This window comes from Agaricicola taiwanensis (genome assembly GCF_014635245.1).
Classification (GTDB): Bacteria; Pseudomonadota; Alphaproteobacteria; order Rhizobiales; family Methylopilaceae; genus Agaricicola; species Agaricicola taiwanensis.
The window spans coordinates 22,133-37,908 of record NZ_BMCP01000002.1 but is presented as its reverse complement, the minus strand read 5'-3'; the positions used below and the strand labels follow the sequence as shown (position 1 = coordinate 37,908).

At 63.6% G+C, this 15,776-nt stretch carries 14 protein-coding genes; 6 read left to right on the top strand and 8 right to left on the bottom strand.

Annotation, left to right across the window (positions count from 1 at the left end):
* Positions 1–78 precede the first annotated feature (78 nt).
* The 3 genes from rpsU to IEV58_RS07555 all read left to right on the top strand — a co-directional run bounded on the left by rpsU (position 79) and on the right by IEV58_RS07555 (position 1,889).
* On the top strand, positions 79–303 hold the full coding sequence (rpsU, locus tag IEV58_RS07565) for a 30S ribosomal protein S21 (protein WP_188409152.1): 225 nt from the start codon (positions 79–81) through the stop codon (positions 301–303).
* Between the two features lie 145 nt (positions 304–448).
* Positions 449–1,303 (top strand): tetratricopeptide repeat protein, encoded by an 855-nt coding sequence (locus tag IEV58_RS07560; RefSeq protein WP_188409151.1) that lies wholly within the window; start codon positions 449–451, stop codon positions 1,301–1,303.
* Between the two features lie 61 nt (positions 1,304–1,364).
* Entirely contained in the window at positions 1,365–1,889 is a 525-nt protein-coding gene (locus tag IEV58_RS07555) for a cupin domain-containing protein (protein ID WP_188409150.1), read from the top strand.
* A gap of 60 nt (positions 1,890–1,949) precedes the next feature.
* On the opposite strand, the gene IEV58_RS07550 is transcribed toward IEV58_RS07555, so the two are convergent.
* The 7 genes from IEV58_RS07550 to IEV58_RS07520 form a co-directional block, all read right to left on the bottom strand.
* On the bottom strand, positions 1,950–3,347 hold the full coding sequence (locus tag IEV58_RS07550; protein WP_188409149.1) for an NAD(P)(+) transhydrogenase (Re/Si-specific) subunit beta: 1,398 nt from the start codon (positions 3,345–3,347) through the stop codon (positions 1,950–1,952).
* A 6-nt stretch (positions 3,348–3,353) separates the two neighbouring features.
* Positions 3,354–3,800, bottom strand: a complete 447-nt coding sequence (locus IEV58_RS07545; protein ID WP_188409148.1) for a proton-translocating transhydrogenase family protein — start codon at positions 3,798–3,800, stop codon at positions 3,354–3,356.
* On the bottom strand, positions 3,797–4,945 hold the full coding sequence (locus IEV58_RS07540; protein ID WP_188409147.1) for a Re/Si-specific NAD(P)(+) transhydrogenase subunit alpha: 1,149 nt from the start codon (positions 4,943–4,945) through the stop codon (positions 3,797–3,799). The genes IEV58_RS07545 and IEV58_RS07540 overlap by 4 nt, the downstream gene beginning before the upstream one ends.
* Positions 4,946–4,949: 4 nt before the next feature.
* Complete coding sequence (locus IEV58_RS07535) at positions 4,950–5,243, bottom strand: aa3-type cytochrome c oxidase subunit IV (RefSeq protein WP_188409146.1); 294 nt, start codon at positions 5,241–5,243, stop codon at positions 4,950–4,952.
* 78 nt (positions 5,244–5,321) lie between these two features.
* Positions 5,322–6,683, bottom strand: coding sequence for an ABC1 kinase family protein (locus IEV58_RS07530; RefSeq protein WP_188409145.1), 1,362 nt, complete (start codon positions 6,681–6,683; stop codon positions 5,322–5,324).
* Between the two features lie 72 nt (positions 6,684–6,755).
* Positions 6,756–8,231, bottom strand: a complete 1,476-nt coding sequence (locus IEV58_RS07525; protein WP_188409144.1) for a phospholipase D-like domain-containing protein — start codon at positions 8,229–8,231, stop codon at positions 6,756–6,758.
* A gap of 61 nt (positions 8,232–8,292) precedes the next feature.
* Positions 8,293–10,104 (bottom strand): M3 family oligoendopeptidase, encoded by a 1,812-nt coding sequence (locus IEV58_RS07520; RefSeq protein ID WP_229729266.1) that lies wholly within the window; start codon positions 10,102–10,104, stop codon positions 8,293–8,295.
* 226 nt (positions 10,105–10,330) lie between these two features.
* On the opposite strand from IEV58_RS07520, the gene IEV58_RS07515 reads away from it, so the two are divergent.
* The 3 genes from IEV58_RS07515 (at position 10,331) to mepK (ending at position 15,368) form a co-directional block, all read left to right on the top strand.
* Positions 10,331–11,803 carry a sigma-54-dependent transcriptional regulator gene (locus tag IEV58_RS07515; RefSeq protein WP_188409142.1) on the top strand — a complete coding sequence of 491 codons (1,473 nt, stop codon included), beginning with the start codon at positions 10,331–10,333 and terminating at the stop codon, positions 11,801–11,803.
* Between the two features lie 75 nt (positions 11,804–11,878).
* Positions 11,879–13,612, top strand: a complete 1,734-nt coding sequence (locus IEV58_RS07510) for a L,D-transpeptidase family protein (protein WP_188409141.1) — start codon at positions 11,879–11,881, stop codon at positions 13,610–13,612.
* A gap of 223 nt (positions 13,613–13,835) precedes the next feature.
* Positions 13,836–15,368: a peptidoglycan L,D-endopeptidase MepK gene (gene mepK, locus IEV58_RS07505; RefSeq protein WP_188409140.1), complete on the top strand. Its 1,533-nt coding sequence runs from the start codon at positions 13,836–13,838 to the stop codon at positions 15,366–15,368.
* Between the two features lie 116 nt (positions 15,369–15,484).
* Here mepK and IEV58_RS07500 read toward each other — a convergent pair whose 3' ends face one another.
* A complete protein-coding gene (locus tag IEV58_RS07500; RefSeq protein ID WP_188409139.1) occupies positions 15,485–15,730 on the bottom strand; it encodes a DUF2312 domain-containing protein in 246 nt (81 codons plus the stop codon).
* Between the last annotated feature and the right edge of the window lie 46 nt (positions 15,731–15,776).

The following is a 15,776-nucleotide window of genomic DNA, read 5'->3' as shown; positions in this document are numbered from 1 at the left end:
GCAACTTTCAAACGGCGGGCGACGCATACGCGGCGCACCGTCATGTTTTTGTCCATTCCGTGAGATAAAGGACGATCCGTGCAGGTTCTCGTTCGCGACAACAACGTCGACCAGGCCCTTAAGGCCCTTAAGAAGAAGATGCAGCGCGAAGGCATCTTCCGCGAAATGAAGCTCCGTGGTCATTACGAGAAGCCTTCTGAGAAGAAGGCTCGCGAGAAGGCTGAAGCTGTTCGTCGCGCCCGCAAGCTCGCTCGCAAGCGCGCGCAGCGTGAAGGCCTGATCCCCATGAAGAAGCGCGCCTGACGCTCCAAGCGTCCTGGCATGTGAAGACGGCCCAGCGCCCCGGGGAACTCCTCGCGGGCGCTTTCCGTTTTGGAGCAAGCTCTCCATCCAATTCTCGCCGTATTCGCTCCGACACTGGCCTCGTTCCCTGAAGGATATGCGATTCATGATCTTGCTTTCCGCCTCCGCTCATCGCCGCCCCGCCACAGCCCTCGGCCTCGTGTTGATGACGGCGGCCTGCCAGAGCATGGGGGGAGGTGAGAGCGTCGATCCGAGCGTCTATGCGGCACAGCAGGTCAACGTGGCCTCCCTGAGCCAGGTGGTGAAGGCCAATCCGAGCGATCCCGAGGTCTACAACACCCGAGGCATCGCCCTGGCACGACAGGGCAAGTACGACGACGCCATCGAGGATTTCAGTCAGGCGGTTCGGATCAACCCGAACATGGCAAAGGCCTACGCCAACCGGGCGCTAGCCCGCCGCGAACTGGGTCAGGACGGCCAAGCCATCCAGGACTACAATCTCGCTATTCAGGCCGACCCCAATTATGCCTCCGCTTACGTCGGCCGGGGCAACATCTATCGCCAGTCCAATCGCGGCAACGAGGCCTTGGCCGATTACCAGCGCGCATTGGAAATCGACCGGCGCAATGCCCAGGCGTTCCACAATCGCGGTTTGCTGTACCAGACGGAGGGCAATCACCAGATGGCCATCGACGATTTCACCAGCGCCATCGCCGCCGCCTCCAACGCGCAACCGCCCTACATCGCGCGCGGCATGAGCTATCTGGCCATCAACGACCCCAAGAGCGCCGCGGAGGACTTCGAGCTGGCGATCAACATCGACCCGAAGAACGCCGACGCCTGGTCTGGCCGCGGTCAGGCCTATGCCATGATGAACAATCTGGAACGCGCTCGCGGCTCCTATGCCCGCGCGCTCATGGTCGATCCCAACCACGCCAACGCCAAGGAAGGCTTCCGGCAGGTCGGCGGCGAACCCGGCGTGAACTACAACGTTCAGTAGCGGGAGCCACGGCGGCATTTCACGCGTTGATGGGCATCAGTCCATCACGGAGGAGAATGCCATGAGAACCGCCGCTCCCACTCAAGAGCCGGAGAGCGTTGTTCTGGCGCCCAACGGGGGCTTTCCCAACTCTTCGCTGCCGGCATTGATCTACCGGAAGGTGGCCACCGAAGCCCCAGACGGCGCACGCTTCTTTGAAGAGCTGTTTGAAAAGAACGGCTGGACCAACAGCTGGCGGGCCGGTGTTTTCGACTATCACCACTTTCATTCCAACACCCACGAGGTGCTGGGGATCGCCACAGGCCAGATCGACCTCAGACTGGGCGGCGACAGCGGGCGAACATTCTCGCTGGCTCGAGGCGACGTTGTCGTCATTCCGGCAGGCGTTGCTCATCGCTGCGAGGGAGCATCCGACCTTCTGGTCGTCGGTGCCTATGCCGAAGGCCGCGACTGGGACATCCGCAAGGGAGATCCCGCCGAACTGGCTGAGGTGAGAGAAAACATCGAAAAGGTGCCCCTCCCCCATGAGGATCCGGTGGAGGGGAAAGATGGCCCACTAGTGACGGCCTGGACGCAGAACTCTTGAAAATCAGCGCCGTTGCACCGACAGGGGAATGAGGCATGAGGCGCCTCATTCCCTGCCTGATCAGTGCGCCAGCGCCTTAACGATGTCGTCGGTGACCTTCTTGGCATCGCCGAACAGCATCATCGTGTTGTCGCGGAAGAACAGCTCGTTCTCGACGCCGGCGTAGCCTGAACCCATGCCGCGCTTGATGAAGAGCACCGTCTTGGCCTTCTCCACATCCAGCACCGGCATGCCGAAGATGGGAGATGAAGGATCGGTCTTCGCCGAGGGGTTGGTCACATCATTGGCGCCGATAACGAAAGCGACATCCGCCTGAGCGAATTCGGCGTTGATGTCTTCCAGCTCGAAGACCTCGTCATAAGGCACATTCGCCTCGGCCAGCAGCACGTTCATGTGCCCCGGCATGCGTCCGGCGACGGGATGGATCGCATATTTGACCTCCACGCCTTCCTTCTTCAGCGTGTCCGCCATCTCGCGCAGCGCATGCTGCGCCTGGGCGACGGCCATGCCGTAGCCGGGCACCACGATCACCTTCGAAGCGTTCTTCATGATGAAGGCCGCGTCGTCGGCAGAACCCTGCTTGACCGGCCGTTCTTCGCGGGCGCCCGCCGCCGCGACGCTGTCGCCGCCGAAGCCGCCAAGGATCACCGAGACGAAGGAGCGGTTCATGCCCTTGCACATGATGTAGCTGAGGATCGCGCCCGACGCGCCGACCAGCGCACCGGTGATGATCAGGGCAAGATTGCCGAGCGTGAAGCCGATGCCGGCGGCCGCCCATCCGGAATAGGAGTTCAGCATCGACACGACGACGGGCATGTCGGCTCCGCCGATGGGGATGATGAGCGTCACGCCCAGCACCAGGGAGACGACCGTGATGGCCCAGAACAGCGTGGTGCTGCCGGTGGCGACAAAGAGGATGACCAGCACCACCAAAAGCGCGGCAAGGGCAAGGTTCACCAGATGGCGTGCCGGCAGGATGATCGGCTTGCCCGACATCCGGCCATCAAGCTTCAGGAAGGCGATGATGGAGCCGGAAAAGGTGATGGCGCCAATGGCGACGCCGAGCGACATCTCCACAAGGCTTGCGCCGTGGATATCACCCGGAACACCGATGCCGAAGGCCTCCGGCGCATAAAGAGCCGCCGCGGCGACGAAGACCGCGGCAAGACCGACGAGGCTATGGAAGGCGGCCACGAGCTGCGGCATGGACGTCATGGCGATGCGCTTGGCCACCACCGCGCCGATTCCACCGCCGATGGCGATGCCGAGAATGGTGAGGCCCCAGGCTGAAAAGCCACCGGGCGGCGCGATGATGAGTGTGGTGACGATGGCGATGGCCATGCCCGCCATGCCCATCAGGTTGCCCCGGCGCGACGTGGTCGGATGCGACAGCCCACGCAGCGCGAGAATGAAGAGCACGCCGGAGGCGAGATAAAGGAACTGGGCGAGATTGATCACGGCTGCTCAGCCCTTCTTCTTGTACATGGCGAGCATGCGGCTCGTGACCAGGAAGCCACCGAATATGTTCACGGATGCGAACACCAGGGCGAGGAAACCAAAGAGGCGCGACCAGCCGCCGCCGTCCATGAGATTGACGCCGACGGCAAGAAGAGCGCCTACGACGATCACGGAGGAGATCGCGTTGGTGACCGACATCAGCGGCGTATGGAGCGCGGGCGTCACGCTCCAGACCACATAATAGCCGACGAAGATCGCCAGCACGAAGATCGCGAAGCGGAAGACGAAGGGATCGATGGCACCGCCGGTGGCGCCATGAGCGATCATGCCTGCGGCCTCGGCGGCACTATCGGCATAGGTCTGGGCGGCATCGGCCGCAGCGCGGGCGGCGTCAGCCGCCTGGCGGGCCCGTTCCGCCGCATCTTCCATTGGTGCTTGGGCAAGATGGATCATGCCGTTTCTCCCACGCTTTTGGGCGCAAAGGCCGGATGGATCACCGCGCCATCGCGGGTCAGGACCACGGCTTTCAGGATGTCATCCTCCCACGGCACTTCGATCGTTCCCTCTTTGGAGATGAGAAGGTCGAGGAAGGAGAGAAGATTGCGGGCGTAGAGCGCCGAAGCCGAGGCCGCGACGCGGCCAGCCACATTGGTATAGCCCAGGATCTTCACGCCATTGACCTCGGCCACCTCGCCCGCACGCGCGCCCTCGACGTTGCCGCCGCGTTCCACCGCGAGATCGACCAGCACGGAGCCCGCCTTCATGGAAGCGACCATATCGGCCGTGATGAGACGCGGCGCCGGGCGCCCCGGGATCAGAGCCGTGGTGATCACGATGTCCTGCTTGGCGATGTGAGAGGCCACAAGCTCGGCCTGCTTGGCCTTATAGGCGTCCGACATTTCCTTGGCGTAGCCACCAGAGGTCTCCGCCTGACGGAACTCATCGTCCTCCACGGCCACGAACTTCGCGCCCAGACTTTCCACCTGCTCCTTCACCGCCGGGCGGACATCCGTCGCGGTGACGATCGCGCCGAGGCGGCGCGCGGTGGCAATGGCCTGAAGACCGGCGACGCCCGCACCCATGACAAAAATACGCGCGGCAGGGATCGTGCCGGCGGCGGTCATCATCATGGGAATGGCCCTGCCGAAGGCCTCCGCGCCATCGATTACGGCGCGATAGCCGGCGAGGTTCGCCTGCGAGGAAAGCACGTCCATGACCTGGGCGCGCGTAATCCGCGGCATCAGCTCCATGGCGACGGCGGTAACACCGGCGCCGGCCAAAGCGCCGATTTCACCCTCGTGGCCGTAAGGGTCCATATGAGAGACGACGAACGCGCCGGAGGCGACGCCGTTGAGGCTGTCCGGAGAGGGGCGCCGCACCGCAAGAACGATATCGGCCGCAGCGACAGTCCCCGCGGGATCGGCCGAGACATCCGCGCCTGCCGCCTGGTAATCAGCGTCGGAGATGCCGGACGCTGTCCCTGCCCCGGCTGAGACCACCACCGTCGCGCCCCGGCCTGCCAGCTTCCTGACCGTTTCAGGTGTGGCAGCGACGCGCGCTTCGTTCGGATCGGTCTCCGCGACAACGGCTATCTTCATCGGATCAGCTCACGAGCGCGAGCACGAGAAGCAGGAAGACGAGCAGCCCGCCCAGGATCGCGGGCTTGCCATCGCTGGACGCAAGACCGATGCCGGTGCCGACCAACGCCGCGAAAATGCCGAAGAGCATCCAGAACATCGAGCCCGCGATGCCACCCACGGCCAGGGCAGCAACCACGCAGAGCGTCGCCAGCGTGCTGACCTTCGCCAGTTTGATGACGTTCTCGTAGGTGCGCTCGTGCTCGGGGTAATCATTACCCTGAGCGGTGGCATATTCCGGCGTGGCATGCTCGGCCATTTCGCATTCCCCGTTCAACTAAGGTTTGAACAGGCAATTAGCGGAATCCCGCCCTAAGGGCAACGATTCAAAAATGTTTCATGGTTGGTTCTCAAGGCCCACGCTGGCGAGCGCCGCCTCCTGCCGCCGCGTCACCTCGGCCGCGCTGAAACCGGCGATCGTCTCGACGAAAAGATCATGGAAATTGAGCTCTGCCCTGAGATGCAGGAACACCGAGCCAAGACCGATGGCGGCACGGTCCATGAAGACGAATTCTCGTGGAACGGTAACGGGCCCCTTCTCCTTCAGGGTCTTGTGCACCAAAAATGCTTCACGGCGGCCGTAATGCCCCGGCGCCACCCCATCGGCGATGGTGCGCACCCTGTCGTCGAGAAGGGGGCCATAGATGAAACGCGCCCAGATGCTGAGCGCTTCGATGAGTTCATTGGTGAGCCCGCGGAAGCCCCATGTTTCATAGGCGGAAACGACCCTGGCGCGATCATCGGATTTCAGCCCCTCGTAAAGATCCACCACGCCTTTGACGAAGCTCGCCGGGAAGATGCGGATGCAGCCATAGTCGAGCAGGTTGATGCCGCGCGGCTCTCCCTCCTCCGCCCAGATCGTATAATTCCCGAGGTGGGGGTCGCCGTGGATCACGCCATAGTGCGAGAAGGGCCGCCACCAGGCCTGGAACATGACCATCGCCAGTCGATTGCGGATATCGAGGCTCGCGTCCCGATGGCTCAGAAGCTTCGTGCCCTCAAGCCAGTCGAGCGTGAGGAGGCGCCCCGTGGACAGAGCCGCATGAGTGCCGGGCACCCTCACCTCCGGGACGTCGGATAGCATGGAGGCATAAAGCGCGGCGTGTTTGGCCTCGCGGCGATAATCCAGTTCCTCGCGGATACGCGCTCCAAGTTCCTCAGCGATTTCACGGGTATCGATCGCGGGGTCCATTCGCCGATGCAGTGAAAACAGCACCTGAAGCTGTGCGAGATCGGCCTCCACGGCGGACTGCATGTCGGGATATTGCAGCTTCACAGCCAAAGGCGCGCCCTCGAGGCTGACCGCACGATGCACCTGCCCCAGGGATGCTGCGGCGGAGGGTGTGAGATCGAAGGAGGAGAAGCGGTCTTTCCAGTCCGGGCCGAGCTCGGCGGTCATCCGGCGCTTGACGAAGGCGGGGCCCATGGGCGGCGCATCGGACTGCAGCTTTTGCAGCTCCTCGGCATATTCAGGCGGCAGGACATCGGGAATGGTCGCCATAAGCTGCGCGACCTTCATCAGGGGCCCCTTAAGCCCGCCGAGCGCCTGCGCGAGGTCCGAGGCGTAGCGCGTCCGGTCACGGCCAAGAAGGCGCGCGCCTGCCAGCCGCGCCGCGACACCGCCAACATTGACGCCGACACGTGCATAACGTGCGGCACGCGCGGAGATGCGGTTGGCTTCGTCGTCCTTGATGGCCATGCGGGGAACACCTTTGTCGCGGAGATCTCTGACATATGGGCCGTGCGAGCTCCGGTTGAAAGGCCACCGGCGTCAGGCGATCGGCCGGCGCCGGAACAGGCGTCGCCACATCTTGGGAGGACGTTCGGGGTCCACCAGTTCGGTTTCCGACAGAACGTCTCCGATGGCATCCACCGGCTCCGGCTCCAGCGGCCTCAGCGAGCGGCCGGGCCCGCGCAGTTCCTCAATCGTCCTGATCAGGGATCCGGTCGCGCAGGCATGCTCCGCAACCTTTGCGGATGGAAGGCCGAGATGCTCCGCCAAGAGATCGTCCCGGATCGCATGGAATGCCTTGCGCAGACGCGTTTCATCAGAATCCCCCTCCACCGCTTCCATGGCGAGGTCGCATTCGCTGTCGAAACCCATGGAACGGTTGTTGAGATTGGAGGAGCCGACCCGCAGCAGGCGGTCGTCAATGACCATGATCTTGGCGTGGACGTAGATGGGTCTCCCCTCCTCCGTCACCGGATAATAAAGGCGGAAGCGATCGTGGAGATCGTTGTTGCGAACATAGGTGACCAACTTCGCACGGGCGGAATCCATGGTGACTTCTTCAAGCCAGCCATCCGCCTTCTTCGGGTTCACCACAACGACCTCGGGCCCGTCAGGTTCGCGTAGGCGTCTGGCCAGCGCCATGGCAACCTTGCGAGAGGCGAAATACTGGCTCTCCAGATAGATGGTTCGCTCTGCCGCCAGGATGCCGGCCACGTAGAGCGCCTCCACCTCCCGCGCTTCCTGAGAATCCGGCATTTCTGGAACCGTCCGCGCGATCGCGACGTCCACATCGGTCAGCACCGGTTCAAATTCGTCCGGCCAAGCCTCACCGCCACCGGGCGCTTCCGGCAGTTCCTCGCCGGTGGCGTGGTGCCAGCGGCGGCGAGCCAGATCGCCCAACGCCTTCGCCGCCTTGCCGTCAACCATGGTGGCAGCATCATGCCAGGGGCCGTAAGAGCCACCCCAGGGCCTGCGGCGGCAGGGCTGCTTGTCCTTATGCTCGCGCGTGTCCCACCGAGACGAGGTCATGTCGATGCCGCCGCAGAAGGCGATCGCATCGTCTACCACGATCAGTTTCTGATGGTGGGCGGCTGCAACCGGGTGCTTCTTGTCCAAGCGGAAGCGCACACGGTTGTCCGTCATCCAGTCCATCAGCATCAGGGGCGTCGAGCCGCGCCAGAGGAACTGGATCAGGCCGAGATCCCACTTCAGCATGTAGATGTGGAGTTCGGGCCGCGTCTTGGACAGCCAGATGAGGAAACGTCCGAGCTTGTTGGGACCATCGAGCGTCTTGCCCTGAGGTTCGAGCCGGATCCGCGTGTCGAAGTCCCAGCCGATCAGATAGATCGAGTGCCGGGCGGCCAGCATGGAAGCCTTGGCGGCACGGAAATAATCCGCCGCATCGACGATCAGCCTAACCCGATCCGCCCGGTCGATCCGCCAGCAGGTCTCGCCGGGCTTGAGCAGGCGGCGCGTGTCCGCCTTTTGATTGGAGATCGGTTCGGGGGAAAGCATCAGGCCACCGGGAGCATTGGAAAAGTCAAACGCTCCCGATGTGGAAAGGTTGCAGTAGCGGTCAAGCTTCTTCCAGCTCTTCCAGCTCCGTGATCATGCGGTCGATGAGATTGAGACCGGTCTGCCAGAAGGCCGGATCGCGCGCGTCGAGCCCGAAGGGGGCCAGCAGCTCGGAATGATGCTTGGTGCCACCGGCCTTCAGAAGCTCGAAGTACTTCTCCTGGAAGCCCGTCTCCGCCTTCTCGTAAACGGCATAGAGCGAGTTCACCAGACAGTCGCCGAAGGCGTAAGCGTAGACGTAGAACGGCGAGTGGATGAAGTGCGGGATATAGGTCCAGAAATTCTCATAACCCTCATGGAGGGTGATGGCGGAGCCCAGGCTCTCGCGCTGCACCTCCATCCAGATCTCGCCAAGCTGCTCGGCTGTGAGTTCACCGTTCTTGCGCTCCAGATGAATCTTGCGCTCGAAGGTGTAGAAGGCGATCTGGCGCACCACCGTGTTGATCATGTCCTCCACCTTGGAGGCGAGCAGCGCCTTCTTCTGCTCGGGATCGGTGGTGTTCTGCAGGATCGACCGGAAGGTCAGCATTTCGCCGAACACCGAAGCGGTCTCGGCGAGCGTCAGCGGCGTCGGCGCCATCAGAGGGCCCTGCGGCCCGGCAAGCACCTGATGCACGCCGTGGCCCAGCTCATGGGCCAGCGTCATCACATCACGCGGCTTGCCGAGATAGTTGAGCAGCACATAGGGGTGGGCCGAAGGCGTGGTCGGATGGGCAAAGGCGCCGGGCGATTTCCCCGGCCGCACCGGTGCATCGATCCACTTCTCATCGAAGAAGCGCTGCGCGATCTTCGCCATCTCAGGCGAAAAGCCGGCATAGGCCGATAGAACCGTATTCCGCGCATCATCCCATTTGATGTTGCGCGTCGGCACCTTGGGCAAAGGCGCGTTGCGATCCCAGTAGTCGAGCGCATCCTTGCCAAACCATTTGGCCTTCAGCCTGTAATAGCGATGCGAGAGGCGCGGATAGGCTTCGCGCACGGCGGAGACCAGCGCGTCCACAACTTCCCGCTCCACCCGATTGGAAAGATGGCGCGCATCCGCCACGTCCTCGAAGCCGCGCCAGCGATCGGAGATATCCTTGTCCTTCGCCAGCACGTTGGTGATGAGCGTGAAGACGCGGAGGTTCTCCTTGAACGTCTTGGCCAGCGCCTCCGCCGCCTTGCGGCGCACCGCGCCATCGGTATCCACCATCAGGTTCAGCGCCTGTTCGATGGAAAGTTCCTCGCCATCGACGTTGAAGCGCAGGCTCGACATGGTCTCGTCGAACAGCCGGTTCCAGGCGCCGCGTCCCGTGGACGACTTTTCGTGGAACAGCTTCTCGATCCTGTCCTCGAGCTGATAGGGCTTTTCCTTGCGCACATCGTCGAACCAGGGCCGATAGCGCGACAGGCCCTCATGCTGCAGCGCGCTTTCGATCACCCCATCGTCCACCCGGTTGATCTCCAGCTGGAAGAACAGGACCAGGGCAGAGGCCGCGGTCAGCTTGTCCTGCACGTCGCCATAGAACTTGGCATAGCGCGGGTTGCTGGTGTCGCTGGCATAGATCAGGCCGGCATAGGAGCCGAGGCGGGTCATGAGATCATCGAGCGCCTCATAGGCCTGGATCGCCTCGAACAGCTTCGCGCCGTCCTGGGCGAGGTCGGTCACCTTGCCTTCATAGGCCTTGGCAAAGGCGGCTGAGTCGGCCTGCGCCTTTTCCAGATCGCGCGCCACCTCGGAAGAATCGATCGCGGGATAGAGGTGGGTCAGATCCCACTCCGGCAGGGCTCCGAGATCAACGGCTTGCGGGCGGACAGCGGTCGTCGTGGTCAAGGCATTCTCCTGATGAAAGCATCCATGGCGGGCAACGAGGAACATATCGGCGCTTTGCAAAAAGGTTCAACCGTTCCTGACTGCTCCAACTTGAAACAGACATTTTTCGTTGAATTTTCCGAAAAGGTGCCATCCGGGGGAAGACTTTCCGGCGCCGGCTTAAACGCTCGTTTACCTCGACAGGCGAGCATCGCTGCCAACCCATATAAGAAACTGCGCAGGTCTCATGAACGCCACCATCCTCATCGTCGAAGACGATCCCGTTCAGCGTCGGCTCCTGGAGGCCATGATCCGCCGTCAGGGCGGCACGCCGGAGCTCGCGGAAAACGGGAACGAGGCGGTGGAGCGTCTCACGGGCCCTGACGGCGGCCGCATCGACGCTGTGGTGCTTGATCTCGTCATGCCCGAGCTCGACGGCATGGGCGTGCTCGAAAAGCTCGCCGAGAAGAAGGTCAATGTGCCCGTGATCGTGCAGACGGCCAACGGCTCCATCGATGCCGTCGTGGCCGCCATGCGCGCCGGTGCCGTGGACTTCGTGGTCAAGCCGGTGGCGCCCGAGCGCTTGCAGGTGTCACTGCGCAACGCTCTGCAGACCAGTGCGCTTGAAGGCGAAATCCGCCGTCTCAGCCGTCGCACCTTGGGCAGGATGACCATCGACGATCTCGCCACCAAGAGCGCCTCCATGGAGCGCGCGGTGGGACTGGCCCGGCGCGCTGCGGCCTCATCGATCCCCGTGCTCATCGAGGGCGAATCGGGGGTTGGCAAGGAAGTGCTCGCCCGCGCCGTGGCGGGATCCGGCGACCGCGCCGGAAAGCCTTTCGTCGCCGTCAACTGCGGCGCCATCCCCGGCCATCTCGTTGAAAGCATTCTCTTCGGCCACGAAAAGGGGGCCTTCACCGGCGCCACCGAAAAGCACATCGGCAAGTTCCAGGATGCCCACGGTGGCACGCTCCTTCTCGATGAGGTGGGAGAGCTGCCGCTCGAGGCGCAGGTGAAACTGCTGCGCGTCATCCAGGAGGGCGAGATCGACCCCGTGGGCGGCAAGCGCCCCGTGCGTGTCGACGTCCGCATCATCTCCGCCACCAACCGCAATCTGATCGACCTCGTGCGCGAGGGCCGCTTCCGCGAGGATCTTTATTACCGGCTCAGCGTGTTCCCGATCATGCTGCCGCCGCTGCGCGAGCGCCGGGCGGACATCGCGAGCCTTGCCCGCCGTTTCGCCGCCCGCTTCGCGGCGGAAGAAGGCCGCCGCATCAAAGGCATTTCACCGGCGGCACTCGCCAAGCTGGAGGCCTGCGACTGGCCCGGCAACGTGCGGCAACTCGAAAATGCGGTGTTCCGGGCCGTGGTGCTGGCGGAAAGTGATGAGTTGAGCGCCGACGACTTCCCGCAGCTGCCCGCTCTCAGCCAGCCGTCCTCTGCTCCCGCTCAGCCGTCCGCCGGCGGCGTTCGGGCCATGGAGGAGCGCAACTATCCACACCTTGCCCGGCTCATTGGCGACGATGGTCATGCCCGCCCCCTGGGCGTCATCGAGGAGGAGGCGATCCGCCACGCCCTCGACCGCTATTCCGGGCGCATCACCGATGTGGCCCGCCGGCTCGGCATCGGCCGTTCCACCCTTTACCGGCGCATGAAGGAACTCGGGCTGGATGCCGAATGTGGTCCGGATACCACGACGGGCGAGCGCGCGGCGGGCTGACCCTTTTTGCATCTTGCGCGCCGCGGCCGGAAGCATAGAAGCGTATCCACGGGGTGCATGTGACAGTGGGGAATCATGCGTAAGGGCTGGAAATCTGGTGGCTCGGCGATCGCGCTGACCTTGCTGTTACCGGGCATCTCCTTGGCCGAAGGCCGGGCAGAACTGCCTCGCGCGCCGCTTGAATCAGAGATACCCTTGGACTGGGCCGCGCCGGCCATACCGCACGCGCCGGCTCCGGCCATGGCGGAGCCCCCCGCGCCCATGCCGCTTGATTGGCAGGCACCGGATATCTCCGCCGAAATTGCCGACGAGAAGACCCGAAGCCGCATCGAATCGATCTTCCTCGCCGGCACGGCGCCCGCCATGGAGGCCGGCCGGCTGGAGGCGATCACCGCCTTCTATGCTGCCCGCCAGTACCGCCCGCTGTGGAGCGAGAACGGCGCCTGGAGCGACAATGCCACGGCAGCCTTCGACCGTATCGCCAAGGCTGCTGACGACGGTCTCGACCCGGCGGCGTACAAGCTTCCCGCTCCCCCGTCGAAAGATGCCGATACGCTTGCCCTCGCGGACATCGAACTCTCCGCCGCCGTCGTCGCCTATGCGACCGAAGCGGAGGGAGGCCGTATCGAGCCCCGCTCCATATCGCCTCTGCTGACCGCAAAGCCGGAGAAGCCGGACGCAGGCGAGGTTCTGGACAAGGTCTCCGGCGCACGCGACGTCGCAGGCGTGCTCGACAGCTTCAATCCATCCCATGACGGTTTCCGCAAGCTGCGCGTCAAGCTCGCCGAGCTGCGCCGGACCGCGAAAACGCATGAGACACTGCCGGTGGTGGAGAAAGGCAAGCTGATCCGCCCCGGCATGCAGGATCCGCGCGTGCCCGTGCTGCGCGCCCGTCTCGGCCTGCCCACCGCCCAGGACACGACCTACGACTCGGCGCTGGCCGACGCCGTGAGGGAGTTCCAGCGCTCCAAAGGCCTCAACGACGAGGCGGTGGTCGGCAATCTCACCATCACCGCGCTGAACGAGGAAATATCAGCTGATCCCGTGGCCGACATCCTGGTCAATATGGAGCGCTGGCGCTGGCTGCCCCGGGATCTTGGGCGGCGGCATGTCTTCGTGAATATCCCGGAGTTCCACGCCTGGGTGATGGAAGACGGCTCGGCCATCCACGACACGCGCGTCGTGGTGGGGACACCGGCCAACCAGACGCCTGTGTTTTCCGACGCCATCCAGTTTCTGATCGTCAATCCCTACTGGAACGTCCCCTACTCCATTGCCTCCAAGGAAATGCTCCCGCGTCTGCAGCAGGACCCGACCTACCTCGCCCGTCAGGGGATCGAGGTGGTGCATGTGCGGGGCAATCGCCGCCGGGTGCTGGATTCAACAGCCATCGACTGGAACAACGTCAGCCTGAAGGGGCTGTACTTCCGCCAGCCACCGGGCGAGCGCAACGCGCTGGGCAACATCAAGTTCATGTTCCCCAATGAGCATGCGGTCTATCTGCACGACACGCCAAGCCGTAGCCTGTTCGGCCGCTCTTCGCGGGCCTTCAGCCACGGCTGCGTGCGGGTCGAAGATCCTTTCGCGCTGGCCGAAGTGCTGCTCGGCGTCGAAAATGGATGGTCGAAGGAAAAAGTGAAGCGCCTTATTGGCGGCTCTGAACGACGCATCAACCTGAAGACCCCGGTTCCGGTGCATCTTGCCTATTTCACCGCCTTCGTAGATGACGGTAATACCTTGAAAACGCACAAGGATATCTACGGACACGACAGCAGGATGCGGGCAGCTCTAGGCCTTGCGGGCCACTAAAATCCGCCCTTTAAGGCAGCAGAATCTTCAGCCTGATCACCGTTGAGGGCTTGTTTTCGCCATCATCCGACCGTAACCGGGGCATTCCGGGCGGGGGTTCTTGGTCGGTGTCAACCGGCTATTTACCAATCTCGGAAAGACTTCATTCGCCAAAGCTGCCGCTTTCTGCGGCCGCTCTTGTAGAGATTGCGCGTCTTTCGGATCGGATTGCCCAGTGAAATTGATGTCGCTGACAAAGCTTAAGCGCAAAAGCCTCAAAGGGCTTTTGACGGCAGTGCTGGCATCCGGCGGGGTGCTTTTCGGGGTCCAGGGATTGCAAGGTGTCATCGCCAACGGCGACACCCGGACCATCAGCCTCTTTCACACTCACACCCGCGAAAGCATCAACATCACCTTCAAGAAGAACGGACGCTACGACAGCGACGCCTTGAAGAAGCTCAATTACTTCCTGCGAGACTGGCGCAACGACGACGTCATCAAGATGGATCCGCGCCTGTTCGACCTCGTGTGGGAGGTCTATCGCGAGGCCAACGCCCGCCAGCCGATCCAGATCGTTTCCGCCTATCGCTCCCCGAAGACCAACGCCATGCTGCGGTCGCGTTCCAAAGGCGTGGCAAAGAACAGTCAGCATACGCACGGACGGGCCATGGACTTCCGTATCCCCGGCGTTGGCGCCGATACGGTGCGGGCCATCGGGCTTCGTCTCCAGCGTGGCGGCGTCGGCTATTATCCCGGTGGCAACTCCTACTTCATCCATATGGACACCGGCAGCGTGCGGCACTGGCCGCGCATGACGCGCTCGCAGCTCGCCCGTGTGTTCCCGGATGGCCGCACGATCCACGTACCGTCTGACGGCAAGCCGATGCCCGGCTACGCCCTGGCCATGGCCGATCTAAAGCGCGGTGGTTCAGTCGCGCCGGAAACCTCGTCCAGTGGCGGCCTCTTCGCCCGCCTTTTCGGTGGGGATGAAGAAGAAGAGACCACAGCGGCCGCACCGGTCCAGGTGGCCGCCGCTCAGCGCGCAGCGCCTGCCCCGGCTCCGGCGGCACCGGTTGCGGCGCCTCAGCCAGCGGCCCCTGTGCTTGCCGCGGCTCCCGCCATGCCCATGCCTCGTCCGAGCGGCGTCGCCGCCAATGCGCAGGTCCAGATGGCATCTCTTGCTGGCGGGCCGCGCATGGTCTGGCAGACCGGCGCCGAAGGCCAGCAACCGGCAGCCGCCCCAACTGCCGCGGCACCGGCCTTACCGCTGCCGCGCCCGGCGTCGCACATAGTAGCTGCGGCTCAGGAGAGCGAGCCCTCCATGGTCACCGCTTTCGCCGCCGAGCCCGATCCGGTACCGCTACCGCTGCGGGCGCCGGTGCAGGCCGCGATGCTGCCGAAAGCCCTTCCGGTGCAAGACGTGGCGCGCACCGCAACCGTCTCACCACACAGTGGCGCGCTGCTGCGCGCCGCGATCGCGGAAGAGCCGAGGCCGGAGCTTGTCACCGTCAAGCTTGACGCCTCCACGATCCGCACCGCCGTCACGCCGGATCGCATCACGCGCAGCGGCGAGAACAGTCACCTCTCCCATCCCGATCAGAACGCGCTGGCCGCGCTGATGCACAAACCATCGAAGTCACTGGGCCAATCCTTCGGCGGCAACCCGACTGGCGGACTGCGCAGCGACATGTTCCAGGGCCGGGCTGTCGCGCTCATCCGCACCGTGCGGCTTGATCTGGCTCAGGCCAACCAATCGCTGGCCCGCCGCGGCGGCTGACATTGCTCAGCCGGGCATGAAAAAAGGGGCGGTTACCGCCCCTTCCGCCTAATGGCCAACGCTGACCTCAGTTCCTGAAGGCCTCACAGGGCGAGACCTCCGGGAACCCGCCCCGCTCAGTTGATACCCAGAGCCTGCAGGTAAAGGTCGAGGATCGCCTCCTGCTCTTGCCGCTCATCGCGATCCTGCTTGCGGATCGACACGACCTTGCGCAGGACCTTCGTGTCATAGCCGTTGCCCTTGGCCTCGGCATAAACTTCCTTGATGTCTTCGGAGAGGGCTTTCTTCTCCTCTTCGAGCCGCTCGATGCGCTCAATGATGGACCGTAGCTGATCCTTGGCGATCTCGTCGGGATTGATCATGAAAAACTCCGGCTGGCTTCAATGTGAGAAACTGATGCCGAGGGTC